The 22,512-nt window shown below is 75.7% G+C and carries 23 protein-coding genes; 6 read left to right on the top strand and 17 right to left on the bottom strand.

The window, feature by feature from the left end; translation table 11 throughout:
- Positions 1–326 precede the first annotated feature (326 nt).
- Positions 327–1,013, top strand: coding sequence for a GNAT family N-acetyltransferase (locus C0216_RS13550; protein WP_114055523.1), 687 nt, complete (start codon positions 327–329; stop codon positions 1,011–1,013).
- 189 nt (positions 1,014–1,202) lie between these two features.
- The gene (locus C0216_RS13545) at positions 1,203–2,324 is read left to right on the top strand and encodes an alpha/beta hydrolase (protein WP_114055522.1); all 1,122 of its coding nucleotides are present in this window, start codon (positions 1,203–1,205) and stop codon (positions 2,322–2,324) included.
- Here C0216_RS13545 and C0216_RS13540 read toward each other — a convergent pair.
- Positions 2,302–3,756 (bottom strand): carboxylesterase/lipase family protein, encoded by a 1,455-nt coding sequence (locus C0216_RS13540; RefSeq protein WP_114055521.1) that lies wholly within the window; start codon positions 3,754–3,756, stop codon positions 2,302–2,304. The genes C0216_RS13545 and C0216_RS13540 overlap by 23 nt on opposite strands.
- Before the next feature lie 161 nt (positions 3,757–3,917).
- Between C0216_RS13540 and C0216_RS13535 the strand changes: the two genes are divergently transcribed.
- Positions 3,918–4,286 (top strand): hypothetical protein, encoded by a 369-nt coding sequence (locus tag C0216_RS13535; protein ID WP_114055520.1) that lies wholly within the window; start codon positions 3,918–3,920, stop codon positions 4,284–4,286.
- A gap of 80 nt (positions 4,287–4,366) precedes the next feature.
- Positions 4,367–4,642, top strand: a complete 276-nt coding sequence (locus C0216_RS13530; protein ID WP_114055519.1) for a chaplin — start codon at positions 4,367–4,369, stop codon at positions 4,640–4,642.
- 75 nt (positions 4,643–4,717) lie between these two features.
- On the opposite strand, the gene C0216_RS13525 is transcribed toward C0216_RS13530, so the two are convergent.
- The 9 genes from C0216_RS13525 to C0216_RS13485 form a co-directional block, all read right to left on the bottom strand.
- On the bottom strand, positions 4,718–5,581 hold the full coding sequence (locus tag C0216_RS13525) for a tyrosinase family protein (RefSeq protein WP_114055518.1): 864 nt from the start codon (positions 5,579–5,581) through the stop codon (positions 4,718–4,720).
- A 25-nt stretch (positions 5,582–5,606) separates the two neighbouring features.
- Positions 5,607–5,972: a tyrosinase family oxidase copper chaperone gene (locus C0216_RS13520; protein ID WP_114055517.1), complete on the bottom strand. Its 366-nt coding sequence runs from the start codon at positions 5,970–5,972 to the stop codon at positions 5,607–5,609.
- Between the two features lie 60 nt (positions 5,973–6,032).
- The gene (locus tag C0216_RS13515; RefSeq protein WP_114055516.1) at positions 6,033–6,572 is read right to left on the bottom strand and encodes a GNAT family N-acetyltransferase; all 540 of its coding nucleotides are present in this window, start codon (positions 6,570–6,572) and stop codon (positions 6,033–6,035) included.
- Between the two features lie 77 nt (positions 6,573–6,649).
- Positions 6,650–7,765, bottom strand: coding sequence for an acyl-CoA dehydrogenase family protein (locus C0216_RS13510; RefSeq protein WP_114055515.1), 1,116 nt, complete (start codon positions 7,763–7,765; stop codon positions 6,650–6,652).
- Positions 7,762–8,949 carry an acyl-CoA dehydrogenase family protein gene (locus tag C0216_RS13505; RefSeq protein WP_114055514.1) on the bottom strand — a complete coding sequence of 396 codons (1,188 nt, stop codon included), beginning with the start codon at positions 8,947–8,949 and terminating at the stop codon, positions 7,762–7,764. The genes C0216_RS13510 and C0216_RS13505 overlap by 4 nt, the downstream gene beginning before the upstream one ends.
- Positions 8,946–9,923 (bottom strand): NADPH:quinone oxidoreductase family protein, encoded by a 978-nt coding sequence (locus tag C0216_RS13500; RefSeq protein ID WP_114055513.1) that lies wholly within the window; start codon positions 9,921–9,923, stop codon positions 8,946–8,948. Before C0216_RS13500 ends, C0216_RS13505 begins: the two co-directional genes overlap by 4 nt.
- Positions 9,924–10,058: 135 nt before the next feature.
- Positions 10,059–10,820, bottom strand: coding sequence for a PIG-L deacetylase family protein (locus C0216_RS13495; protein ID WP_114055512.1), 762 nt, complete (start codon positions 10,818–10,820; stop codon positions 10,059–10,061).
- Between the two features lie 203 nt (positions 10,821–11,023).
- Entirely contained in the window at positions 11,024–12,109 is a 1,086-nt protein-coding gene (locus C0216_RS13490; protein WP_174250391.1) for an S-(hydroxymethyl)mycothiol dehydrogenase, read from the bottom strand.
- 73 nt (positions 12,110–12,182) lie between these two features.
- Entirely contained in the window at positions 12,183–13,163 is a 981-nt protein-coding gene (locus C0216_RS13485; RefSeq protein ID WP_114055511.1) for a LysR family transcriptional regulator, read from the bottom strand.
- A gap of 101 nt (positions 13,164–13,264) precedes the next feature.
- Here C0216_RS13485 and C0216_RS13480 point away from each other — a divergent pair, with 101 nt between their 5' ends.
- Both C0216_RS13480 and C0216_RS13475 read left to right on the top strand, forming a co-directional pair.
- Positions 13,265–14,182: a dihydrodipicolinate synthase family protein gene (locus C0216_RS13480; RefSeq protein WP_246042526.1), complete on the top strand. Its 918-nt coding sequence runs from the start codon at positions 13,265–13,267 to the stop codon at positions 14,180–14,182.
- Positions 14,183–14,584: 402 nt separating this feature from the next.
- On the top strand, positions 14,585–15,325 hold the full coding sequence (locus C0216_RS13475) for a LysM peptidoglycan-binding domain-containing protein (protein ID WP_114055510.1): 741 nt from the start codon (positions 14,585–14,587) through the stop codon (positions 15,323–15,325).
- On the opposite strand, the gene C0216_RS13470 is transcribed toward C0216_RS13475, so the two are convergent.
- The 7 genes from C0216_RS13470 to C0216_RS13440 all read right to left on the bottom strand — a co-directional run bounded on the left by C0216_RS13470 (position 15,309) and on the right by C0216_RS13440 (position 22,401).
- Positions 15,309–16,250: a squalene/phytoene synthase family protein gene (locus C0216_RS13470; RefSeq protein WP_114055509.1), complete on the bottom strand. Its 942-nt coding sequence runs from the start codon at positions 16,248–16,250 to the stop codon at positions 15,309–15,311. The genes C0216_RS13475 and C0216_RS13470 overlap by 17 nt on opposite strands.
- Positions 16,251–16,318: 68 nt before the next feature.
- Positions 16,319–18,061 (bottom strand): serine/threonine-protein kinase, encoded by a 1,743-nt coding sequence (locus C0216_RS13465; protein ID WP_246042525.1) that lies wholly within the window; start codon positions 18,059–18,061, stop codon positions 16,319–16,321.
- Between the two features lie 27 nt (positions 18,062–18,088).
- Positions 18,089–19,759 (bottom strand): peptide-N4-asparagine amidase, encoded by a 1,671-nt coding sequence (locus C0216_RS13460; protein WP_246042524.1) that lies wholly within the window; start codon positions 19,757–19,759, stop codon positions 18,089–18,091.
- Positions 19,760–19,857: 98 nt separating this feature from the next.
- A complete protein-coding gene (locus C0216_RS13455) occupies positions 19,858–20,124 on the bottom strand; it encodes a GlsB/YeaQ/YmgE family stress response membrane protein (RefSeq protein WP_114055507.1) in 267 nt (88 codons plus the stop codon).
- A gap of 62 nt (positions 20,125–20,186) precedes the next feature.
- Complete coding sequence (locus C0216_RS13450) at positions 20,187–20,603, bottom strand: hypothetical protein (RefSeq protein WP_114055506.1); 417 nt, start codon at positions 20,601–20,603, stop codon at positions 20,187–20,189.
- Positions 20,600–21,514 carry a hypothetical protein gene (locus tag C0216_RS13445; RefSeq protein ID WP_216827079.1) on the bottom strand — a complete coding sequence of 305 codons (915 nt, stop codon included), beginning with the start codon at positions 21,512–21,514 and terminating at the stop codon, positions 20,600–20,602. Before C0216_RS13445 ends, C0216_RS13450 begins: the two co-directional genes overlap by 4 nt.
- A complete protein-coding gene (locus C0216_RS13440; RefSeq protein ID WP_114055505.1) occupies positions 21,511–22,401 on the bottom strand; it encodes a phosphatase PAP2 family protein in 891 nt (296 codons plus the stop codon). Before C0216_RS13440 ends, C0216_RS13445 begins: the two co-directional genes overlap by 4 nt.
- Between the last annotated feature and the right edge of the window lie 111 nt (positions 22,402–22,512).

The raw sequence follows: 22,512 nt of genomic DNA, 5'->3' as shown, positions 1-22,512 counted from the left end.
GAGCCCGCGCGGGCGTGCGGCGGGACCGGCCGGGGAGCGCGGCCCGGCCGACCGGGCGGGCGGCGCGGCACATCACACCGGACCGCCCTCGATCTTGGTACATCGCCGCAGGTCAGAGCCTTGCGGGCGCGCGGCGCGGACACGCCGGAAAACATGGCCGCGGCGTTGCCATTTTGGGGGTTCATGAGAGCACTCCGAGGAGCTACATTGAGGCACTCGCGCTTCACCTGACAGCCCGTTGCCTTTCACCCGCGTTTTGCGCGGGGGGTGACTCCAGGCGCGCAGACTGTGCAACCACCCCACCGCCCAGAAGGACCGAAGGCTCCGTGCCCGTACCCGTACTCCTCGCCGGCCGCACCGTGCGGCTCGAGCCCCTCGCCCCGCACCACGCCGAGGCCTTGGCCCTGGCAGGGGCCGAGGATCGTACGACTTACGCCTTCACCCCCGTACCCCACGGTGTGCAGGCGTCCCACGAGTACATCGACCGCGCCCTCGCCGATCAGGCGGCCGGCCGATCGCTCCCGTTCGCGGTGGTCAGAGCCTCGGACGGCCTCGTCGTCGGCTCCACCCGGTTCCTCGACCTGGACTACTGGCAGGGGCCGCTGGTGTGGCCCGCGGTGCCGGGCGTCCCCTTCGGGGATCCGCTGACGGCGATCCCCGACGCCGCGGAGATCGGCAACACCTGGCTGTCCCCCGGCGCCCAGGGCACGGGCATCAACACCGAGGCGAAGCTGCTCATGCTGCGCCACGCCTTCGAGACCTGGGGCGTACGGCGGATCTCGCTGCGCGCGGACGCCCGCAACGTGCGCTCGCGGGCGGCGATGGAACGGCTCGGGTTCACGCCCGAGGGCGTCCGCCGGGCGCATTCGCGCGGCCTCGACGGGGCGGTGCGCAGCACCGCGTTCTACTCGGTCCTCGACGAGGAGTGGCCGGCCGTGCGGGCGGTCATCGAGCTGCGGCTCTCGGCGCGGGCCCCGCGGCGGCGCAGGCGCAGGGCGCTCGTTCCGGCGTAACGCTCCTGCAGGACGGCTCCCGCCCCCGGCCGCCCGTGCGGCCGGGGGCGGCTCGTTCGGCAAGGCTCAGCCCCAGGCCGGCCCAAGAACTGGAAAAAACCGGAACTGGCCGAGCCATACGATCATCCTTCGGTCAGAACGCGATGACCGACCCCCGACGGGGCAGCACAAGCCGGAGAGCCACCGCACATGTCGTACTCACCCGACGGCCAGTACCCGCGATACGCGGACCCCGAACCGGAACCGGAACCCGGCCGCCGGCCGCGCCGCGGCCGGCGGTGGCTCGCCGTCGGTGCCGCCGTCCTGGCCCTCGCCGGCATCGCCTCCGGCGCCATGTACCACTTCGAGATACCCCCCTTCACCGACAAGGGGAAGAGCGTCTCCTTCGGCGCCCCCGCCCGCGGCGGCGCAGGGCAGGCGGGCGGCGCGCAGAACGCCGGCTCGAAGGCCCTGATGCCGACCGGCCCGGCGGCCGATTTCAAGAATGCGATGACGCTGCCCGACGGCACGCACGTTGCCGTGACCACCCTGGACGGCAAGAAGTCGGGCTTCAAGGGCAAGGTCTGGGTGTGGGCGCCCAAGGAGTACGACGACCCCAAGTACGCCAGGAGCGGCTTCCCCGTGCTGATCGCCCTCCCGGGCGGCGCCGGCTACCCGAACAACTACTGGATGGGCACCGACCTGGGCCTCCAGACGAGCATCGCGAAGTGGTCCGCCGAGGGCAGGAGCAAGCCGTTCCTGCTGGCCATGCCGGTGCTCAACCCCTCCGGGGACGAGAAGGGCATCTACTGGGACGGCTCCGACATACCCGGCCAGCCCAGGATGGGGACATGGCTCACCGAGGACGTCCCGGACCTGATGAAGGCGAATTTCCGCACGGTCCGATCCCGTGACGGCTGGGCGTTCATGGGCTCCTCCACCGGCGGCTTCGCGAGCCTGAAGGCGGTCCTGAAGCACCCGGACAGGTTCAAGGCCGCGATCTGCTCCGGCCCGGACGTGGTGCCCGACTCCCCGCTGTGGAAGGGGCACGACCAGGAGAAGGCCGCGAACGACCCGGGCGTGCTGGCCAGGGGCCTGATCGACAGGAAGGGCCCGGACGTCTACCTGGCGTTCCAGGTGGGCGACAGCGAGAACAACAAGAAGACGCTGCCGGATGTCGAGAAGTGGATCGCGACCTACGGCAAGGGCCCCGTCCACACCAGCATGCGGGTGATCCCGAACGGGAAGCACAACGCGAAGACCTACGTCCCGAGCATGGGCGAAGGTCCGATCCAGTTCATCAGCAAGGTCATGGAAGGACCGGTGGAGTAGGCGCCGGGTCCCCCTCCCGCTCCCGCCCCGGCCCGCCGAACACCGTCGGCGGGCCGCCGCCGTCCCAGGCGGGCCAGCCGGGGTCGCCGGTGCGGGCGAAGCGGACCCAGGCGGCGTGCATCCGGTCGGCGAGCTCCTGGGGGGCGTCCGGCCCGGCCAGCCAGGACGCCTCCGGCACCGCGAGGGTGTCGAAGACGAAGCCCAGTTCGAGGGCGTGGCAGGCGCCGAGGCCGGGGATGCCGGACTGCCAGGCGAACTCGTACACGAAGGACGGCGCCGGGCGGGGCGCCCCGGCGAGCCGGCGCAGCGGGTCGCGCAGCCGGTGGTCGGTCAGCAGCTGGCCGGCGTACGCGGCGGGGCTCGCCCCGGGCAGGGCGGTGCGCAGCGTCCGCAGGGCGGCGCGGTCCTTGCCGCTGCGGGCCCGGGCCAGCGCGACGGCGAGCGGCCCCAGGCGGTCCAGCAGGCGCATGGCGCCGGTGGGCGCCAGCCACAGCCGGTACTCGTCGCTGGTCCAGCCGAGCAGGAGGGGGACGCCGGAGCGGGCCGCGGCCGGCAGGGGGTCCTCGGGCAGGGTGGCCGGGTCGGCGACGAGGCCGAGGGCGGGGCCGCCGGCGAGCGGGCCTGAGCGGCGGGAGGCGGCCTCCTGCGCGGCGAGCAGCCCGGGCAGGGGCACGGCAGCGAAGGCGGCGGCCGTCGCGGGCACCCTGAGCAGGGCGGCCATGCGCCGGACGAGGGCCCGTACCCGCTCGCGTGGGAGGACCTCGGGGGCGCCGCTCTGCAGGGCGGCCTGCGCGAACAGTCCGGCGGCCGGGGGCGCGGCGAGCAGGGCGCCGGTGCTGATGGCTCCGGCGGACTGGCCGAAGACGGTGACGCGGGCCGGGTCGCCGCCGAAGGCCTCGATGTTCTCCGCGACCCAGGCGAGGGCGGCGATCTGGTCGAGGAGGCCGCGGTTGGCCGGGGCGTCGGGGAACAGCCCGTAGCCGAGGACGCCCAGCCGGTAGTTCGCGGAGACGAGGACGACGCCGTCGCGGGCGAAGGCGGTGCCGTCGTAGACGGGGACGGCGGAGGAGCCGCGGGTCAGGGCCCCGCCGTGCAGCCACACCATGACGGGCAGCTTCGCCCCGGGGTCAGGGGAGGGCGTCCAGACGTTGAGGTTGAGGCAGTCGTCGCCGGGGACGACCGGGTCGGCGAGGAGCGCGGCGAAGGTCGGCGAGTAGGGGGCCTTCGGGGCGGTCGGGCCGTACGCGCCGGCGTCGCGGACGCCCCTCCAGGGCCGCGGCGGCCGGGGCGCGGCGAACCGCAGGATCCCGACGGGCGGCGCGGCATAGGGGATGCCGAGGAAGGCGGCGGTGCCGCCGGGCCCGTGGCGGCCTTCGACGGCGCCGCAGGCGGTGGCGGCCCGGGGGCGGGTGGTGGCGCCCGCAGTGCTCATGGCGTCCCTCTCGTCGAACCGGCGCGGGCGCCGTCCCGGGTCGGCCGGTCCGCGTCCGGGCGTCGGCCGTGCGCCCTCCGGGGCACGGTCGCACACCCGTACAGGGGGTGACAAGGCGTGACCCGGCCGGGGCCGGACCGGGTTGGACCGGCATGCCATCCATGCCCTTCCCGCGCGGGCCGATCACCGCCCGCCCCGCCCGCTCCCTCGTCCGGGCCTGCGCCCCGGCCCCCCTGCTGCTGCTCGCCGCCGGGGCTCCGGCGCTGGCCGCCGCCGGACAGCCGGACTTCCAGTACGTCGGCCGGGACGACCGGGTCCACGGCCTGACGGCTCCCGAGGGCTGTGTGGAGGCCCGGGGCGGCGGGGCCCGCGGCGTCACCAACAACACCTCGGGGACCGCGTACCTCTACCCCCGGCCGGGCTGCGCGGGCACGCCGGTCGAGGTCCTGCGGCCCGGTGCCGGCGGCCAGATCACGCCGTACTTCGACTCCGTCCGCTTCGATGTCACCGCGACGGCCCAGCGGCCGTGACCACGGGGCCCCGGCCGCGTTGTACGCCATGTCGAATGCCGCAGTCCCCTGCGGCGCCCACACCTCACGAGGAGATCTTGATGTCGCGTATCGCGAAGGCAGTCGCCGTCACCGCTGCCGCCGGTAGCGCCCTGGCCGCCGGTGCCGGGCTGGCCGTCGCCGATGCCGGAGCGCACGGTGCGGCGGTCGGCTCCCCCGGTGTCCTGTCCGGCAACCTCATCCAGGTTCCGGTTCACGTCCCGGTCAACGTGTGCGGGAACACGGTGAACGTCATCGCCCTGCTGAACCCGGCGTTCGGCAACACCTGCATCAACCAGTCCGGTGGCGAGCAGCACACCGAGGGCTACGGCCACTGACCGGCCGTCCGGCCGGTTGATCCGGCCGCTGGAGGCCCCCGCCGTTTCGGCGGGGGCCTCCTCGCGTCGGTGCGGTCATTCGTAGCGGTAGAGCTGCCGGTGGTCCAGCATCTCGCGCGGTGTCACGTTCCACGGGGGCATGGGCTCGTCCAGGGAGATCACGCGGCCCCGCTGGAGGTCGCCCGGCTGCAGCGGCGCGGCCGGCAGGTAGCCGGACCGCGGGTGCTGCCGCTGCCAGCGGTCCCAGAGCAGGTCGACGAAGGCGTGGTGCAGCCAGAACGCGGGGTCGTTGGGCGCGGTGCCGCCCGTCATGTGCCCGCCGATCCACTGGTGCACCTTGTTGTGGTTGCGCCAGCGCTCGGACCTGGGAGCGGCCCAGCCCTCCAGCTTGTTGCGGAACCCGCCCTCGCGGGCCGTGGAGTTCCAGGGCGCGGTGTCGTACACCGGGTCGTCCAGGGCCCACTGGAGTTCCGCCCGGGTGGGCAGGGTGATCGGGTTCTGCGGCCGGCCCAGGTTGCGGGTGAGGAAGCGGGCCTCGGTGAAGCCGACCTTGATCTCCCAGTTGCCCGACCGGTGGGCGTACGGGCCGGTCGTGACCTGGCGGTCGCCCTCGCGGCCGGTGCCGCCGAGGAAGTCCTCCGCCCACAGGGAGGAGGCGGGGCTGTTGTCCGTGGTCCAGTCCCAGTACGGGATGCTCACGCCCGGGTCGACGCCCCGCAGGAGCCGCTCGAACTCCAGCAGGTAGCGCCGGTGCCAGGGGAAGAAGGACGGGGACATGTGGCCGACGCGGAGCTTGCTGCCGCGGTCGGGCACGAAGTACCTGTCGTGCATGCGCACCAGCTCGTCGTACGCGCCGGTCCGCTTGAGCTCCAGCACGGCGGCGGTGAACCGCCGCTTCTGGCTGCTGGTCAGGTTCCGCTGGTTCTGCCGGGTGTACAACGCAGGGCTCCTCGCCTTCCGTGCGTCAGCCGTGGTGCGGGGCAGCGAGGGCAAGCTGCGTCGTGCCGAGCTCGTCGACGGCGGCGCGGGCGAGCTCCAGCGGGGTCCCGTACGACTGGAAGTGGTTGATCCCGCTCAGGTAGCTGCCGTCGGCGCGGCGCATCACGTGCAGGGGCCGGCCGTCGATGCGGACCCCGGCCGCGGTGACCTGGATGTGCCGGCCGCGGTAGGTCTCCTCCGCGAGCGGCGCGGGGCTGACGGTCTGCCGGGGGCGGCGGGCGCGCAGGACGGGCGCCAGGGCCGCGGCGGTCCCGGCGAGGACCGCCGCGGTGAAGGCCGCGCGCAGGACCGCGCGACGGGTCGGTGGTGCGCCGGCGGATGCGGCGTGCATGCGTTCTCTCCCTCGCTCGGTGGTGGGGCTACGGGGTCTAACGCCGCACGGCGGGGGAGGTCACCTGGGCCGGGGGGACGGGTGCTTGTAGTAGAGGGTGGTGGGGTGCAGGCGGCCGTCGGGGTCGGCGGCGTAGTCGGGGATGGTCCCGGCCTCGGTCCAGCCGGCGGCCCGGTAGAGGTGCTCGGCGCCGCTGCCGGTCTCGGTGTCGAGGAAGAGCAGCCTGACGCCGGCCCGGGCGGCGGCGTCCTCGGCTTCGGCGAGCAGGGCCCGGGCGGTGCCGCGGCCGCGGGCGGCGGGGTGGACCATCAGCTTGCGCAGTTCGGCGCGGTGGCGGCCGTTGGGTTTGGTCTCGCGGGCCCAGGCGACGGTGCCGTCGACCGGCGCCCCTTCCGCGGGGCGGGACACCCACAGGGCCAGGGTGCCGTCGCGGAGGGAGGGCAGCAGGGTCTCCCACCAGGCGGCTGCGGCGGCGTGGTCGAGGCCGGTGAGGAAGCCGAGGGAGGAGCCTTCGCGGACCACCGCGACGAGCAGGTCGGCCAGTTCGTCGCGGTGGGCCGCCAACTCGGCGGCGGTGACGGGTGAGACGAGTGAGGTCATGGCCCGAGGATAGGAACCGGGCCTCGCGGGGCCGAGGCCGGGCCTGGGGCGGACCGGGTCCGCCCCGGCCCCCCCGGTCAGGGGGCGGGCAGGTCGGCGAGGTCGGCGACGGCGGTGTGGTGGTGGCCCGCTGTGCCGAGGGCCAGTGAGTCTGCCTTGGCGCGTTTGAGGTAGAGGTGCGCCGGGTGCTCCCACGTCATGCCGATGCCGCCGTGCAGTTGTACGCACTCCTCGGCGGCCCGCACCGCGACGCCGGAGCAGTACGCCTGCGCCACGGCGACGGTGAGCGGTGCGTCGGGGGCGTCCGCCGCCAGCGCGTCGGCCGCGGCCCGGGCGGCGGCGCGGGCCGCCGCGGTGTCGAGCCACAGCCGGGCCAGCCGGTGTTTGACTGCCTGGAAGGAGCCGACGGGCCGGTTGAACTGGTGCCGGGTCCGCAGGTACGCCACCGTCCGGTCGAGGCACCATTCGGCGATCCCGACCTGCTCGGAGGCGAGCAGGCCCGCCCCGCACAGCAGGGCCCTCTGCACGGCGGCGCGGCCGGTCTCGGGGCCGGCGAGCCGTGTGGCGGCGGCCTGCCGGAGGTCGGCGTCGGCGAGGGGGCGGGTCAGATCGAGCGGGGTGCGGGCGGTGAGCCGCACCCCGGAGGCCTCGACGGCGTACAGGCCGGTGTCCGCGAGGACCAGCAGCACGTCGGCGGCGACGGCGTCCGCGATCGAGGTGGCGCGCCCGGTGAGGGTCCCGCTCCCGGTGTCGCGGACCGGCGGCGGAAGCGGGGCCCCGGGCGCCTGCGTCAGCGGCAGGGCGGGGACGTACACACGCCGGCCCGCGGCCAGTTCCGCCAGGTGCGGGGCCGCCGCGGCCGGGTCGCAGTGGAGGAGGACCACGGCGGAGAGCACGGCGTGCGCCAGGTAGGGGGCGGGGGCGGCGGCCCGTCCGAGTTCCTCCAGGACGACGGCGGCCTCGCGGGGGCCTGCGCCCTGGCCGCCGAGCTCCTCCGGGACGAGCAGGCCGGCCGTGCCGATGCCGGCGGCCAGGGTCTGCCACAGGGCGGGGTCGTGGGGGCGGCCCCCCTCGGCGCGGGCGAGGACGGAGGCGGGGGTGCAGCGGGCGGCGAGGAGCGCGCGCACGGCGGAGCGCAGCTCCTCCTCGGTGTCGGAGTACCGCAGGTCGGGGGCGGCGCCGGGAGCGGTCATCGGGCCAGGTCCTTCCAGGGGACGTCCTTGTCGTCGCGCGGTTCGGCGGGCAGGCCGAGGACGCGTTCGGCGACGATGTTCAGCAGGATCTCGCTGGTGCCGCCTTCGATGCTGTTGCCCTTGGCCCGCAGGTAGCGGTAGCCGGCGTCGCGGCCGGTGAAGTCGACGGTGTCGGGGCGGGTCATCTCCCAGTCGCCGTAGGAGAGGCCGTCCTCGCCGAGGAACTCCACCTCCAGGCCGCTGATCTCCTGGTTGAGGCGGGCGAAGGTCAGCTTCATCCCGGAGCCCTCCGGTCCGGGCTGTCCGGCGGCGAGCTGCTGCCGCAGCCGCTCGGCGGCCAGCCGGGCGACCTCCGCCTCCACCCACAGGCCGAGGAGGCGCTGGTGGTGGGCGTGGGTGCGCCGGTCGGGCCGCTCGCGCCAGGCCTCGGCGAGGCGGCCGATCATGCCGCCTTCGCGGGGGATGCGCATGCCGCCGATGGAGACGCGCTCGTTCATCAGCGTGGTCCGGGCGACCTCCCAGCCCTGCCCCGCGTCGCCGATCCGGTGGGCGTCGGGGATGCGGACGCCGGTGAGGAACACCTCGTTGAACTCGGCCTCGCCGGTGATCTGGCGCAGCGGCCGGACCTCGACGCCGGGGGCGTGCATGTCGCACACGAAGAAGCTGATGCCCCGGTGCTTGGGCAGTCCGGGGTCGGTGCGGGCGAGGAGGATGCCCCAGCGGGCGGTGTGGGCGCTGGACGTCCACACCTTCTGCCCGTCGACGATCCACTCGCCGGCGGCCTCGTCGAGGACGGCGCGGGTGCCGAGGGCAGCGAGGTCGGAGCCGGCGCCCGGTTCGCTGAACAGCTGGCACCAGACCTCCTCGCCGGTCCACAGGGGGCGCAGGAAGCGCTGTTTCTGCTCCGCGGTGCCGTGCGCGAGGATCGTCGGCGCGGCCATCCCGAGGCCGATGCCGATGCGGCGCGGGTCGTTGTCCGGGGCCCCGGCGGCGGCGAGTTCGGCGTCGACGGCGGCCTGGAGGGAACGGGGCGCGCCCAGCCCGCCGAGGCCTTCGGGGTAGTGGACCCAGGCGAGTCCGGCGTCGAAGCGTGCCTGCAGGAAGGCGGTGCGGCCGGTGGTGGCGGGCGGGTGTGCGGCAAGCAGGTCGCGGACCCGGGTGCGGAGGGCGTCGGCGGTGGTCACGGCCGGGTGCCCCCGTCCCGGGCGGGGAGGACGACGAGCCGGCCGGTGGTCGTGCCGTCGGCGACGCGCTGGACCGCGTCGGCGGCGGCCGCGAGCGGGAGGCGTTCGCTGACCAGCGGTCTGACGGCTCCGGTGGCGGCGAGGCGGGTGAGTTCGGCGTGGCAGGCGCGGACGGCCGCCGGGTCCCGGAGGGCGTAGAGGCCCCAGTGCAGGCCCAGGACGGAGTAGTTCTTGACGAGGACGTGGCCCAGGGCGGGGGCGGGGACGGTCCCCCCGGCGAAGCCGACGACGACGATCCGGCCCTCGAAGGCGATGCACTTCGTGGAGGCGGTGTAGGCGTCCCCGCCGACCGGGTCGTAGACGACGTCGGCGCCGCGGCCTGCGGTGAACTCCTTGACGCGGGCCGCGATGTCCTCGGCGGTGCGGTCGACCACCAGGTCGCAGCCGAGCTCCTCGGCGGTGCGCGCCTTGGCCTTGCCTCCGACGACGCCGATGACGGTGGCGCCGGCGGCCTTGCCTAGTTGGACGGCGGCGCTGCCGACGCCTCCGGCGGCGGCGTGGACGAGCAGCGTCTCGCCCGCCTGGAGGCGGGCCCGGCGGTGGAGGCCGAACCAGCCGGTCTGGTAGCCGATGTGGAGGGCGGCGGCCTCGGCGTCGTCGAGGCCGTCCGGGGCGGGCAGCAGGGCTGCGGCGGGGGCGGTGGCGTACTCGGCGAGGCCGCCGTGCGGGAGGGCGGGGTTGGCGATGACGCGCCGGCCGTCCTCCGTTTCCGCGCAGACCTCGACGCCGGGGGTGAAGGGCAGCGGGGGGCGGATCTGGTACTGGCCCCGTACGAGCAGGGCGTCGGGGAAGTTGACGGCGGCCGCGAGGACGCGCAGCCTCACCTCGCCCTCGCCGGGCGCCGGTTCGGGGACCTCTTCGAGGCGCATGGCCACGCGGGGTTCGCCGGTGGTGTGGACTCGCCATGCCTGCATCCGGGGCCTCCAGCCGCCGTCGGGGGAACCGCATCCCGCGGCATACTAAGCGGTTGCTTGGCCATCTGGGAACCGCGCGTCCCGTCGGGGCGCCGCCCCCGGACCGGCGGGGCGGCGCCTCGGGCGGGGGACGGGTCAGCGGGAGAAGAGCTCGAAGGCGACGGCCGGGCGGCCTCCGAAGCGGGCCGCGGCCTGCTCGGCGAAGCCGGTGAGGAACCCGCGGCAGTACTCCTCCGGGTCCTGGTCGGTCAGGGCCTCGATGTACGCCTTGTGCTCCATCAGCGAGGCGATGGACCGCTCCATGCCTGCCGTGGCGTCGGCGGCGTGGGTCGCCTGCGGGGATCCGGCGACGGCGATCCAGCGCACGCCGTCCCAGGGCTCCAGGCCCTGCTCGGTGAGCTCGGGGAAGATCCACCGGTTGCCGGCGTCGGCGGCGGCGTCCAGGGTCGCCCGGCCGACCGCCTTGTGGTCGGGGGTGTTCCAGAAGCCCCCGCCGTCCCTGCCGCCCCAGGTGTCGCGGTGGTTGAGCGTGATCAGCAGTTCGGGTCGGTGCCGGCGGATGGCCGCGGCGATGTCCCGGCGCAGGTCCAGGCCGTACTCGATGACGCCGTCGCGGTAGTCGAGGAACTCGACGGTGGAGACGCCGACCACGGCCGCGCTCGCCCGCTGCTCCGCCTCCCGCAGCGGGGCGCACTCGTCGGGCGCGAGGGTGCTGATGCCCGCCTCGCCTCGCGAGGCCAGCAGGTAGGCGACCTCGCGGCCGCCGTCCGTCCAGTCGGCGATGGCCGCGGCGCCGCCGTACTCCAGGTCGTCCGGGTGGGCGACGACCGCGAGGGCGCGCGTCCAGTCGGTGGGCATGGGCTCCAGGGGTGCGGGCTGTCCGGTCTGCGTGTTCATGCTGCGCACCCTATGCGAACGCACCGGCAGGAAAGGGGAGTCGAAGCTGGCTGCCGTCAGGTGCGCCGCCGGGCGTCCGCGCCCTTCCAGCGCAGGACACCTCCACCACGCGGGGTCCGCCTGGCCGGCGGGGTCGGGGAGGGCGGGGGCCGCGGACCGTTGCCGGTCCTCGGCCCCCGCCCCGGCCGGCCGGCCGACCGGCGTCAGAACTCGACGACCGAGCGCAGGACTTCGCCGCGCTCCATGCGGGCGAAGGCGTCCTCGACCCCGTCGAGGGAGATGGTCTCCGAGACGAACGCGTCCAGGTCGAGCCGGCCCTGCAGGTACAGGTCGATCAGGACGGGGAAGTCCCGTTCGGGGAGGCAGTCCCCGTACCACGAGGACTTGAGGGCGCCGCCGCGGCCGAAGACGTCCAGCAGGGGCAGTTCCAGCGTCATCTCGGGGGTGGGGACGCCGACGAGGACCACGGTGCCGGCGAGGTCGCGGGCGTAGAAGGCCTGCCGGTAGGTCTCGGGGCGGCCGACCGCGTCGATGACGACGTCCGCGCCGTGGCCGCCGGTGAGTTCCTGCACGGCCTTGACCACGTCCTCGGTGCGCCCGTTCACGGTGTGGGTGGCGCCCAGCCCGCGGGCCAGTTCGAGCTTGCGGTCGTCCAGGTCCACGGCGATGATCCGGGCCGCGCCCGCCAGCCGGGCCCCGGCAACGGCCGCGCTGCCCACTCCCCCGCAGCCGATGACGGCCACCGAGTCGCCCCGGCCGACGCCGCCGGTGTTCAGGGCCGCGCCGAGGCCGGCCATCACCCCGCAGCCCAGCAGCCCCGCCGCGGCCGGCGAGGCCGCCGGGTCGACCTTGGTGCACTGGCCCGCGGCGACCAGGGTCTTCTCGGCGAACGCGCCGATGCCGAGCGCCGGAGACAGCGGGGTGCCGTCCTCCAGCGTCATGGGCTGCGCGGCGTTGTGCGTGGCGAAGCAGTACCAGGGGCGGCCGCGCCGACAGGCCCGGCAGGTGCCGCACACGGCACGCCAGTTGAGGACGACGAAGTCCCCGGGGGCGACCGAGGTGACGTCGGGGCCGACCGCCTCGACGGTGCCCGCCGCCTCGTGGCCGAGGAGGAAGGGGAACTCGTCGTTGATGCCGCCCTCGCGGTAGTGCAGGTCGGTGTGGCAGACCCCGCACGCCTGGACCCGGACCAGCGCCTCGCCCGGCCCCGGGTCCGGTACGAGGATCGTCGCCGACTCCACCGGTGCGCCCTTGCTCCGCGCGATGATCCCTCGTACGCGATGCGTCACGTCCTACCCCGCTCTGCTCGGATCCGTCTGGATCACCGAACGTACACGGGGCGGGGCCCGGAGGGGAGTTGCATCACGGGCCGCCGTCCGCCGTGGCCGGTTCCGGCGGCAGCGCGGCGCGAAGCGCCTCCCCGAAGGCGGCCACGGCCGGATGGCCGGCGGACCCGCTGCGGAACGCCAGCTTCGTACGGCGCTCCATGCGCAGCCGGGTGAGGGCGACGGCGGGGTCCGCGTGCCCGTGCAGGCCCAGGCCGGGGACGACGGCGACCCCCTGCCCGGCGGCGACGAGCGCGAGGACGGTGGGGAACTCGTCGACCAGGTGCCGCACGCGCGGGGTGAACCCGGCCGCCTCGCAGGCCCGTACGGCCATGGTGTGGCAGAGAGTGCCGGGGGTGGCGGTGATCCAGGGGGCGTCGGCATGGGCCCGCAGTGCGGCGCTCTGGTCCGCCGGTCCGGGGCCGCCGGCCGGATCGGGCCCCTCGGGGCCGTGCGGCCGCGCGGCCGGGGGCAGCTGCGGGCCGGCGGCGGGCGCGGCCAGGTACATGGCCTCCCGGTAGAGGGGCTCGGTGGAGATCCCCGGCTCCCGGGGCGCGGGGACGAAGTCGTACTCGTGGACGAGGGCGACATCGAGGTCTCCGGCGCGCAGGGCGTGCGCGACTGCCGCCGGGTCCGTCTCGGTCACCATGGGCTCCAGCCGCGGGTGGTGCCGGGCCAGGGCGACGAGGGCGGCGGGGACGATGGCCCTGGTCGCCGTGGGGAAGGCGCCGATGCGCAGGGCTCCCGCAAGGCCGCTGCGCGCCTCCGCCAGGTCGGCGGCCGCCTCCTCCAGCCGTTCGAGGACGGCTTCGGCATGCCGGACGAGGTTCCGGCCGGCCGGGGTGAGGCGGACGGTGCGGCCGGTGCGTTCGAGCAGCGGCAGGCCGGCCTCGCGTTCGAGGACGCCCAGCTGCTGGGAGACCGCCGAAGGGCTGAAGGAGAGGGCCTCGGCGACGGCCGCGATGGTTCCGCGGCGGGCGAGTTCGCGCAGCAGGCGCAGGCGTCGTACGTCGAGCATCGGATCAGCTTACGGTTCCGGTAAGGAATGCGAACTGGATCTGCGGGCCGGTGCGGGCGAAGCTCGTCTGCATGGCACACCACGCACAGAACGCACGGGACTTGTCCGACCCACAGGCCGGCGCGCAGCTCGCGGACCTCTCCCTGGGCGGGATCCACGTCCCGCTCATCACCCCCTTCACGGCCGCCGGCGGCATCGCGGCCGACGCGCTGGAGGCGCTCGCCTACCGGGTCCTCGACGAGGGCGCCGACGGGATCGTCGCCCTGGGCACCACGGCGGAGGCGGCTGCCCTGGACGCGGCGGAGCGCGACCTCGTCGCCGGCGTCTGCGCCCGGGTGTGCCGGGAGCGGGGCGCGGTGCTGACCGTCGGCGCGGGGTCCGGCGGCACGCGCGCCGCGGAGGAGGAGCTGGGCCGGCTCGCGCGGTGGCCGGAGGCACGGGCGGCGCTGGTCGCGGTGCCGCCGTTCGTACGGCCCGGCGCGGCGGGCGTGCTCGCCCACTTCACCCGGCTCGCCGAGGCGAGCCCGGTCCCGCTGGTCGTCTACCACATCCCCTACCGCACCGGGCAGCAGCTGGACGCGGAGGCGCTGCGGGCGCTCGGCGGGCTGCCGGGGGTGGCCGGGGTGAAGTACGCGAACGGCGGGATCGACCAGGAGACGGTGGCACTGATGGCGGACCTGCCGGAGCGTTTCGCGGTGCTCGCCGGCGACGACGTGTTCGCCTCCCCGATGCTCGCGCTCGGCGCGGCCGGCGGGATCCTCGCGTCCGCACACCTGGCGACGGCGCGGTACGCCGAGCTTGCGGCCGCCTGGCGCGAGGGGGACGCGGTACGGGCCAGGGAGCTGGGCCACCGCCTGGCCGCACTGGCCGCGGCGCTCTTCCGGGAGCCGAATCCGGCGGTGGTGAAGGGGGTGCTGCACGCACAGGGCCGGATCCCCACTCCGGACGTGCGCCTTCCGCTGCTGCCGGCGAGCCGGCGGCCGGTCGCGGAGGCACTGGACCGGCTCGCCGCGCTCTGACGTCACGCGCGGGGCGCGGATTCACGGCGGGCGCGCCGGAATGCGCCCACCGTGGGCGGTTGGCAAAGAACGGGCTGGATGCCCTTATCGGGCCATCGAACTAACATTTTGTCCGTTTTGCTCCCACCGCCCTGCAAACCGTGATGTCAGTCACTCCGGACTCTGCAACATCATTTCCCGCGGAGGTGCGATTCCCTTTTCCCCGAAAGGAAATCCGGCATTCCCGGAGATCCCCTCCAAGGTCGTTTACCGCACCCAAAGCGGTCAATGGATCACGTGCGTGATGCGGAGCCTTGTTCCGCCCCGGCGGACTCGCCTACCTTCACGTCGTTCCCGGCGGGCAGCTACCGATTCCGGCATCCGCCAGGGCTCCCCCCGCACCCGCACGTGAGGAATTCCGCCATGCCCGGAACGGGTAAGCACCGCCGCCCGAAGCAGCGCCCCGCCGTCCGCAAGCTGGCCGCCGCCGGCACCGGCGGCGCGGCCCTCGCCCTCCCGCTGATCGGCGCGACCACCGCCGGCGCGGTCGTCGCCCAGCCGGCCGCGGTGCCCGCCGCGACCGCGGCGGCACTGCCCGCCGCCACGCCGGCGGTGGAAAAGGCAGCAGCCCCCGCAACGTATTCCGTGACCGTCGGCGACACCCTTACGAAGATCGCCGCACAGCATTCCGTGTCCGGCGGCTGGAAGGCCCTGTACGAGGCGAACCGGAGCGCCATCGGCAGCAATCCCGAGGTCATCCGACCCGGCCTGAAGCTCTCCCTCGGCACGCCCGCCAAGGCGGCGGCCGCGAAGGCCGCGGCGGCCAAGCCCGCCGCCTCGTACCCGGACAACCTCGACGGCTGGATCCGCGAATCGCTCGCCGTGATGGCCAAGCACGGTATCCCCGGCACCTACCACGGCATCCACCGCAACATCATGCGCGAGTCCTCGGGCAACCCGCGGGCCATCAACAACTGGGACATCAACGCCCGCAACGGCATTCCCTCCAAGGGCCTGCTCCAGGTCATCGACCCGACGTTCCGCGCCTACCACGTGCCCGGCACCTCGACCGACTCCTACGACCCGGTCGCGAACATCACCGCCGCCTGCAACTACGCGGCCGCCCGCTACGGCTCCATCGACAACGTCAACGGGCCGTACTAGCCCCCGATGCGGCCGGGGCCCCGCGGCGGGCCCCGGCCCGGGCCCGCAGCAGCGTCCGTACCGGGGCGGCCACCCCGTAGCCGACGTCGCGCCGCAGCGCCCCCGCCCCGGCCCGCTCCACCGCCGCCAGCTGGTGGCCCATCATCTCCGCCATGGCCGCGACGACCGGCCGCAGGCCCGGCTCCGCCAGGTCGGCGATGCCGTCCGCGGCCTCCAGGGCGGTCCGGGCCCGGCGCGCCTGCGCGGCCAGCAGGGCCCGCACGGCCGGGGTGTCGCGGGCCTGTTCGAGGTCCTCGCGGGTCACGGAGTGCTCGGCGAGAGCGGCCCGCGGCAGACAGAGGCGGCCCTCGGCCAGGTCCCCGGCGAGGTCGGCGAGGAAGTCGACGCGCTGGGCGGCATCGACGAACCGGCGCCACCCGGCGGCCTGCTCCCCGTCCGGGCCGCCGGGGTACTGGAGCCCGGTGAAGGCCAGCAGCCCCGGCCAGGCGTAGGCGTCGAGGTAGGCCTGGAAGTCCTCCTCGGTGTCGAAGCCGTCGAAGCAGGCCTCGGCGCCGGCGGCGCCCTCCAGGAAGCGGGACAGCCAGCGCTCGGGCAGGCCGCGGACAGCGACGGCGTGCGCGTAGGCCCGCAGCAGCGGGTCCGGGCCGCCGCCGGTCCGCAGCGCCTCCCCCACCCGCTCGGCGAGCGCGGCCAGGCCGTCCGCCCGCTGCCGGGGGGTGCCCGTCTCGGCGGTGTCGTCGACGAGGTTCATGAAGCCGACCCCGGCGGTCATCCACGGCACCAGTTCCGGCGCGGCGAGCAGGCGCAGCGTCAGGTAGGGGGCGGGCTCCCGGCGCATGACCCGGCGCGCGGCGTACGTGAAGTCGGCGCGCAGCCGGGGGTCGCGGATGCCGGCCGCCGTCAGGGTGGTGCGCCAGGTGGGCATGGTGGTCGGGTGCTCCTCTGAACCGTGCGTGCCGTACGTGCGTGCGGTGCACGTACGGGTACACGATGTCAGCTCTTGTAGACCTTCTTCACGTTGCCCTGGGTGTCGGCGTGCACGTAGCCGCCCTGCCCGTACTCGTCGCTGAGGTAGGGGCGCATCGAGGGGGTCCCGTCGAAGAGCCAGGGCTCGATGATGACGTAGCGGGAGGTCGGCTTGTCGACTCCCAGCTCCTGCTCGGCCTTGTCCAGCAGGGCGGGCAGGGCGTCCCAGTTGACGCCGGCCATGTCGATGGGCGGCTTGTCGGGCCTCAGGGTGCCGCCGGGTCCGCTCTTGCGGGCCTGGCCGTCGCGGTACTGCCAGCGGTCGTACGTCTTCGCGCCCGGGGCGGTGGGGATGGACGCGAGCACGTACTCCTCGTAGACGGTCATCTCCGCGAAGGTGGCGGTGCCCGTCTGCTGCTTGAACGCCTCGATCGCGGTGCGGACGTTGGCGGGGGTCAGCAGGCTGCCCCGGGGTGCGGCGGCCTCCTTGGCGGGCGCACTCGACCCGGCCGACTGCCTGGGCGCGGCACCGGTGCCGCCGGCCGTGGCGGCGGGGGCGGATGCCCCGCCCTTGCCCGTCTCGCCGCTGCCGGAGTCCGACCCGGACAGCGCGTTGACGAGGGCGGCGGCCCCGCCGCCGGCCAGGACCACCGCGAGCAGCCCGCCGAGCAGGGCGGGGCGGCGGCGCGGGGAGCGGCCGCCCGTGGGCACGGCCGCGGTGGCGGCGTACGGAGACCCGCCCGCCGGGGTGAACGGCGGCGGGGCGTACGGGCCGGCGGGCACCCCGGCGGGCTGCTGCGGCAGGCCGGGCGGCGGCGCGGCAGGGTGCGGGGCGGCAGGGTGCGGGGCGGCGAGCTGGGTGCTCGGCGGCCCGTACTGCCCGGGGGTGGCGTGCGGGACGGCGGCCGGTACGGTCCCGCCGAGGGCGGACTGCGCCTCCCGCAGGAGCCGTTCGAGCTCGGCGGCGTCGGGCCGCGCGGCCAGGTCCCGTACGAGCAGCCGCTCCAGTACGGGGCCCAGCGGGCCGGAGCGCACCGGGGCCGGAATGGGGTCCTCCAGCACGGCCACGACGGTGGCGAGGCTGGTGGGGCGGCGCAGCGGGTGCGTGCCCTCCGAGGCCGTGTACAGCAGCATGCCGAGCGACCACAGGTCGGAGGCGGGCAGCCCCTCCTCGCCGCGGGCCCGCTCCGGGGCGATGTACTCGGGGGAGCCGATGAGCACGCCGGTGGAGGTCAGCGCGGTGGAGCCGTGCAGGGCGGCGATGCCGAAGTCGGTGAGCACCGCCGAGCCGTCGGCGCGCAGCAGCACGTTGGCCGGTTTCACGTCCCGGTGGAGGACGCCTTCGGCGTGGGCGGCGCGCAGTGCCGACAGGACGTCGAGGCCGATCCGGACGGCGTCCGCGACGGGCAGGGGCCCGGACTCCAGCCGGTCGTGCAGGGAGCCGCCCTTGACCAGCTCCATCACGATCCACGGGTGCCCGTCCTCGCCGCCGGCGGGCTCGACGATGTGGTGGATCGTCACCACGTTGGGGTGCGCGAGGCGGGCCAGGGCCCGGGCCTCGCGCACCGCGCGCTCCCGCAGTTGGACGGTGAGGCCGGGCTGGGCCGCGGCCGTCGCCGGGTCCGGGGGGCGGACCTCCTTGAGGGCGACGTCGCGGTGCAGTGCGATGTCGCGGGCGCGCCACACCGTGCCCATGCCACCGGCGCCCAGCGGCGCCAACAGTTCGAATCGGCCGTCGACCAGCTGTCTGCCGGCCTCACTCATGTCCATGGCGGCTCATCGTAGGGGCAGCCTCCGTCAGCAGCGCCGCCGGTCCGCCGTCACCGTGCCCTGCGCGGTGGACACCGTCCGGTCGTAGCACCCGCCGGGTGCCTGCGCCCCGTACACGCGGTAGCGCTCGGTGGTGGTCCCGACGGCGCGGCGCTCCTCGCGGGGCACGTTGGCGGTGTAGGAGGCATCGCCGGTGTACCGGTGGTCGAGCCGGCTGCGGTCGACGGTCCGGCCGCCGCGCAGGACGGCGGTGTCGGCGCGGTCGGCGACGGTGAGGACGGTGCGCAGCCGGCCGCCCGCGCCGAGGGTGGTCTCTCCGTCCACGGTGTAGGTGCGGGCGGTGCGGGTGGTGGCGGCTCCGCGGGTGGTGCTCTCCTCGTCGGTCCAGACGGCGGTCAGGGCGTCCCGGTCCTCTCCGTCGGTCCAGCGGTGCAGGGAGGTGAGGCCGACGGAGCGGGTGACGGTGGTGGTGATGCGGCCGTGGGAGGTGTCCAGGCGGCCAGCGGTGGTGAGGCGGTGGCTGCCGCTGGTGTCGAGGCGGTGCGGTTCGCCGTCGGACGCGGGGGTCCAGCGGCTGGATCCGGAGGGCTGCTCCTCCTCGTGCCGGGTGAGGGACCCGGTGACGACGGGCCGGCCCTCGTCCTGCCAGATCAGCAGGTTGACCGGGGTGCTCCAGCCGGGCCGGCCGGCGGGGAGGCCCGCCACCGACACCTCGATGCGGTGCTCGCGGCCGTCGTTGAGGAGGGCGGCGAAGGGGGTGAGGTCGTAGACGACGGGCTTGACGTCGAAGGTGCGCGGGGCGGGTGACACGTACCAGAGGAAGGGGTTGGACCAGCCGCCGGTCCACACGTGCGGGAAGGGGGCGGCGATGCCGGCGAGGCGGCCGTCGACGGAGATGCGGACCTCGCGGTGGGGGCCGTCCGCGGCTTTGCAGGAGTAGGGCGCGGCGTCGGGGACCGTCAGGTACCAGTACTCCTCGCAGCCGCCGCCGGAACCGGTCGCGTACACCTCGGCGAGGAGGCGCTCGGTGTTGCGGGGCGTGGTGACGGCGGGGCTGGTCAGCGGGATGACGCGGTCGGGGGTGTCGGGGGCCGGGTGGTGCCGCTCGGCGGTGTGGAAGACGAGGGTGGCCTTGACGTCGATGACACCGGTGTACGTCTCGTTGACGACGTTCCCGATGAGCATCTCGACGGGCTGGGGCCGGCTGAGCGTGTCGCGGTAGCGGGTGACGTCCTTCTCGACGGTCCAGGTGATGCCGTCGGGCGAGGGCTCGGGGGTGGAGGTGCGGAGGATCTCGACGCCGCCGAGGGAGAGGTGGCCGAGGCGGTCGTACTGGCGGCCCTTGACCTTGCCTTCGAGGCGCAGGACGACCTTGGCCCAGGGGCCGGTGCCGCAGCCGGCGGGCGGGGTGTACCGGCCCCGGTAGGGGGTGAAGTCCCGGAACCTGGCTTCCGCGACCGTCAGTTCGCAGGAGCGGGTCGGCGGGCGGAGGACCGGCGGGTCCGCGGTGAGGGGGTCGTGCCAGTCGGTGCCGAACTCGGGCGGGACGCCGCCGGCAGGCGGGGCAGCGGCGGCCGGGGCTGCGGCGGCGGGCGGGGCCGGTGCAGGGCCGGCCGCGGCCGCGGGGTGTGCGGCCGCCAGGGTGGCCGCCGCGAGGGCGAGCGCGCCGAGCAGGCCCGGCATCCTGTGTCGTGTCATGGGCCCGCAGTGAAACCCCGCGGGGAGGCCCGCGCCAGGGCGGCCGCGCCGTGCATGGCCGAATCCCGCCCGTGTACGAGGAGCGGCGGGGGGCGCGGTCAGCTGCGGGAGTGGCCGAAGAGGATGCGGTAGGCGACGAGCAGGACGAGGGAGCCGGCGATGGCGGCGCCCCAGGTGGCCGGGTCGTAGAACTCGCCCGCGATCGGCTTGTCGAGGAGGCGGGCGGAGAGCCAGCCGCCGGTGAACGCGCCGGCGATGCCGATGAGGGTCGTGCCGATCAGGCCTCCCGGGTCGCGGCCGGGCAGCAGCAGCTTGGCGATGCCTCCGGCAAGCAGTCCCAGGACGATCCAGCTGACGATCCCCATGCCCGTTCACTCCGCTCTGTCGTACGTGGTGCAGCGCGGCCGGTGGCGCCGCGCCCCTGCCTTCAGGGACGCGCCAGCGGCGTGAGCGGTTCTCCCCGGCGGGCCCCGGCCGCCACGGCGACCGCGGCGGCGCCGAGCAGGGCGAGGGCCGCGCCGGCGGCGAGGCTGCCGCGCGCCGGACGGGCGGGCGTCGGCGCGCGGCGGGGCCGGGGGCCGGCCGCCGGGCGGCGGGAGCGGTAGGAGAGCACCGACCGGCGGGAGCAGGCGCTCAGCAGGGAGCCGGTGCTCAGCCAGGAGGCGGCGGAGGCGGCCGACAGGGCGGAGCCGGCGGATCCGGCGCAGAGCACACTGCCGGCGGAGCCGATCGACAGGACGCTGCCGACGGACCCGATGGAGAGCACGGAGCCCGCGGAGCCGATGGAGAGGACGGAGTTCCTGGACCAGAGCGAGAGGATCGAGCGGTCGGCCATGCCCGTCATGCTGCCACACCGGGGGCCGCCGCACCGGCGGCAGGTTGTGAACCGCCTTCCCGGCCGGGCCCGTTGGCGCGTGCGCCACGCTGCGTCGCACCGGGCGCCGAGCGCGTCAGGAGCAGCACGCCGCGCGTGGCGGCGGCGGCGCCTGCGGCGGCGAGCAGCAGCCCCGCGGCCCCGCCCTGGAGGCGCTCCCCGAGCAGGACGGCGCCGATGGCCGCCGCGGCCAGCGGGTTGGCCAGGTTGACGACGGCGAGCGGGGCGCCGAGGCCTCCGCGGTAGGCGCGCTGCGACAGCAGCATCCCGCCCACGGCGAACACCGCGACGAGGCCCGCGACGGCGGCGACCGCTCCGGCGGCCGGGGAGCCGCCGCTCCCTGCGGCGGCGACGGCCACGGTCTGCGTCAGCGCGGAGGCGGCGGCGGAGGCCAGTCCGGAGGCGGTGGCGTGCCGCAGCCCGGAGCCGACGGCGCGGCGGGCGGTCAGGGCGCCGATGGCGGCGGCGGTCGCGCCGGACAGGGCGAGGGCCTCCGCGAGGGTGAGGGTGTCGTGCGGTGCGGGGCCGGAGGCGGGCAGGAGCAGCAGGCCGAGGCCCGCGACGGTGGCGAGGGTGCCGCGCCACTCGGTTGCGGCGACCCGGCGCCCGGCGCGGCGCGCCCCCAGGGGGACGGCGGCGACGAGGGTGAGCGCGCCGAGCGGCTGGACGAGGGTCAGGGGTCCGTAGCGCAGTGCGGCGGCGTGCAGCAGCGCGGCGGCGGCGTTCAGCCCGGCGGAGGACCACCAGCGTCCGCTGCGCAGGAGGGCGCGGGTGCTGCGTGCCTCGGCCGAGCGGGCGAGGCGTTCCTGGGCGACGGCGGCGGCCGCGTAGGCGGCGGAGGAGGCCAGGCACAGGGCGACGGCGACGGCGGTGGCGTTCACCGGCCTGCCCCGGCGGGCTCGGCGTGCCCGGCGGGCTCGGCGTGCCCAGCGTGCCCGGCGTGCCCAGCGTGCCCGGCGTGCCCGGCGTGCCCGGCGGCGGGCCGCGGCCGCGGCAGGTCCCGTACGGGCGCGGGCGGGCGGGCGGCGGCGGGGGGCCGCGGGACGACGGCGAGGGCCGCGCCGAGCAGGGCGGCGGCGACGGCCGCGTCGAGCCAGTAGTGGTTGGCGGTGCCGACGATCACCAGGAGTGTGGCGAGGGGGTGCAGCAGCCAGAGCAGCCGCCACCGGGACCGGGTCGCGGCGGCCATGCCGACCGCCAGGGCGAGCGCCCAGCCGAAGTGGAGGGAGGGCATCGCGGCGAACTGGTTGGCGACGGTGTCGGCGGCGGGCGCGGCCCCGTAGACGGACGGGCCGTACGCCAGCCCCGTGTCGACGAGGTGTGCGGCGTCCAGCATCCGGGGCGGGGCCAGTGGGAAGGCCAGGTGGAGGGCGAGGGCGGCGCCGGTCAGGACGGTGAGGACGCGCCGGGCCCACCGGTAGTGGCCGGGTCTGCGCAGGTAGAGCCAGACCAGGAAGGCGACGGTGGCGGGGAAGTGCACGGCCGCGTAGTAGGTGTTCGCGGCGTGGACGGGCACGTCGCCGATGCCGGGTCCGGGAAGCAGCAGCCGCTGGACGAGCCCCTCCCCCGGCAGGTGCAGGGCCCGCTCCAGGTCCCATATGCGGTCGGCGTTGGCGAAGGCCTCGCCGGTGCGCCCCGTGGAGAGCATGCGGCCCGCCTTGTAGGCGGCGAACAGGCCTGCGACGAGGAGCAGCTCGCGCGCGAGCCGGGGCCGGCGCCCGGACTCCGGGCGGGTGTGCCGCCCGTCGGGTGTGTCGTGGGAGGTCATTCCCCCGGTCTCCCTTCCTGTGCTCGGGCGCCGACCGCGCGGGGTTGGTGCGGGGGTGGAGGACGGTCGGTACCGGCCACCCGTGCAGCGAGACGCCAGTGTATCGATACA

Source organism: Streptomyces globosus (genome assembly GCF_003325375.1).
GTDB classification, from domain to species: domain Bacteria; phylum Actinomycetota; class Actinomycetes; order Streptomycetales; family Streptomycetaceae; genus Streptomyces; species Streptomyces globosus_A.
Note: the sequence above shows the minus strand (reverse complement) of the source record. Positions and strands in the feature narration are given on the sequence as shown.

Bases quoted from the DNA above. Each gene is read 5' to 3' on its own strand.
- C0216_RS13545 (WP_114055522.1), top strand. From the start codon at position 1,203: ATGTCGTACTCACCCGACGGCCAGTACCCGCGATACGCGGACCCCGAA.
- C0216_RS13540 (WP_114055521.1), bottom strand. From the start codon at position 3,756: ATGAGCACTGCGGGCGCCACCACCCGCCCCCGGGCCGCCACCGCCTGC.
- C0216_RS13535 (WP_114055520.1), top strand. From the start codon at position 3,918: ATGCCCTTCCCGCGCGGGCCGATCACCGCCCGCCCCGCCCGCTCCCTC.
- C0216_RS13530 (WP_114055519.1), top strand. From the start codon at position 4,367: ATGTCGCGTATCGCGAAGGCAGTCGCCGTCACCGCTGCCGCCGGTAGC.
- C0216_RS13520 (WP_114055517.1), bottom strand. From the start codon at position 5,972: ATGCACGCCGCATCCGCCGGCGCACCACCGACCCGTCGCGCGGTCCTG.
- C0216_RS13515 (WP_114055516.1), bottom strand. From the start codon at position 6,572: ATGACCTCACTCGTCTCACCCGTCACCGCCGCCGAGTTGGCGGCCCAC.
- C0216_RS13510 (WP_114055515.1), bottom strand. From the start codon at position 7,765: ATGACCGCTCCCGGCGCCGCCCCCGACCTGCGGTACTCCGACACCGAG.
- C0216_RS13500 (WP_114055513.1), bottom strand. From the start codon at position 9,923: ATGCAGGCATGGCGAGTCCACACCACCGGCGAACCCCGCGTGGCCATG.
- C0216_RS13495 (WP_114055512.1), bottom strand. From the start codon at position 10,820: ATGAACACGCAGACCGGACAGCCCGCACCCCTGGAGCCCATGCCCACC.
- C0216_RS13485 (WP_114055511.1), bottom strand. From the start codon at position 13,163: ATGCTCGACGTACGACGCCTGCGCCTGCTGCGCGAACTCGCCCGCCGC.
- C0216_RS13475 (WP_114055510.1), top strand. From the start codon at position 14,585: ATGCCCGGAACGGGTAAGCACCGCCGCCCGAAGCAGCGCCCCGCCGTC.
- C0216_RS13470 (WP_114055509.1), bottom strand. From the start codon at position 16,250: ATGCCCACCTGGCGCACCACCCTGACGGCGGCCGGCATCCGCGACCCC.
- C0216_RS13465 (WP_246042525.1), bottom strand. From the start codon at position 18,061: ATGGACATGAGTGAGGCCGGCAGACAGCTGGTCGACGGCCGATTCGAA.
- C0216_RS13460 (WP_246042524.1), bottom strand. From the start codon at position 19,759: ATGACACGACACAGGATGCCGGGCCTGCTCGGCGCGCTCGCCCTCGCG.
- C0216_RS13455 (WP_114055507.1), bottom strand. From the start codon at position 20,124: ATGGGGATCGTCAGCTGGATCGTCCTGGGACTGCTTGCCGGAGGCATC.
- C0216_RS13450 (WP_114055506.1), bottom strand. From the start codon at position 20,603: ATGACGGGCATGGCCGACCGCTCGATCCTCTCGCTCTGGTCCAGGAAC.
- C0216_RS13440 (WP_114055505.1), bottom strand. From the start codon at position 22,401: ATGACCTCCCACGACACACCCGACGGGCGGCACACCCGCCCGGAGTCC.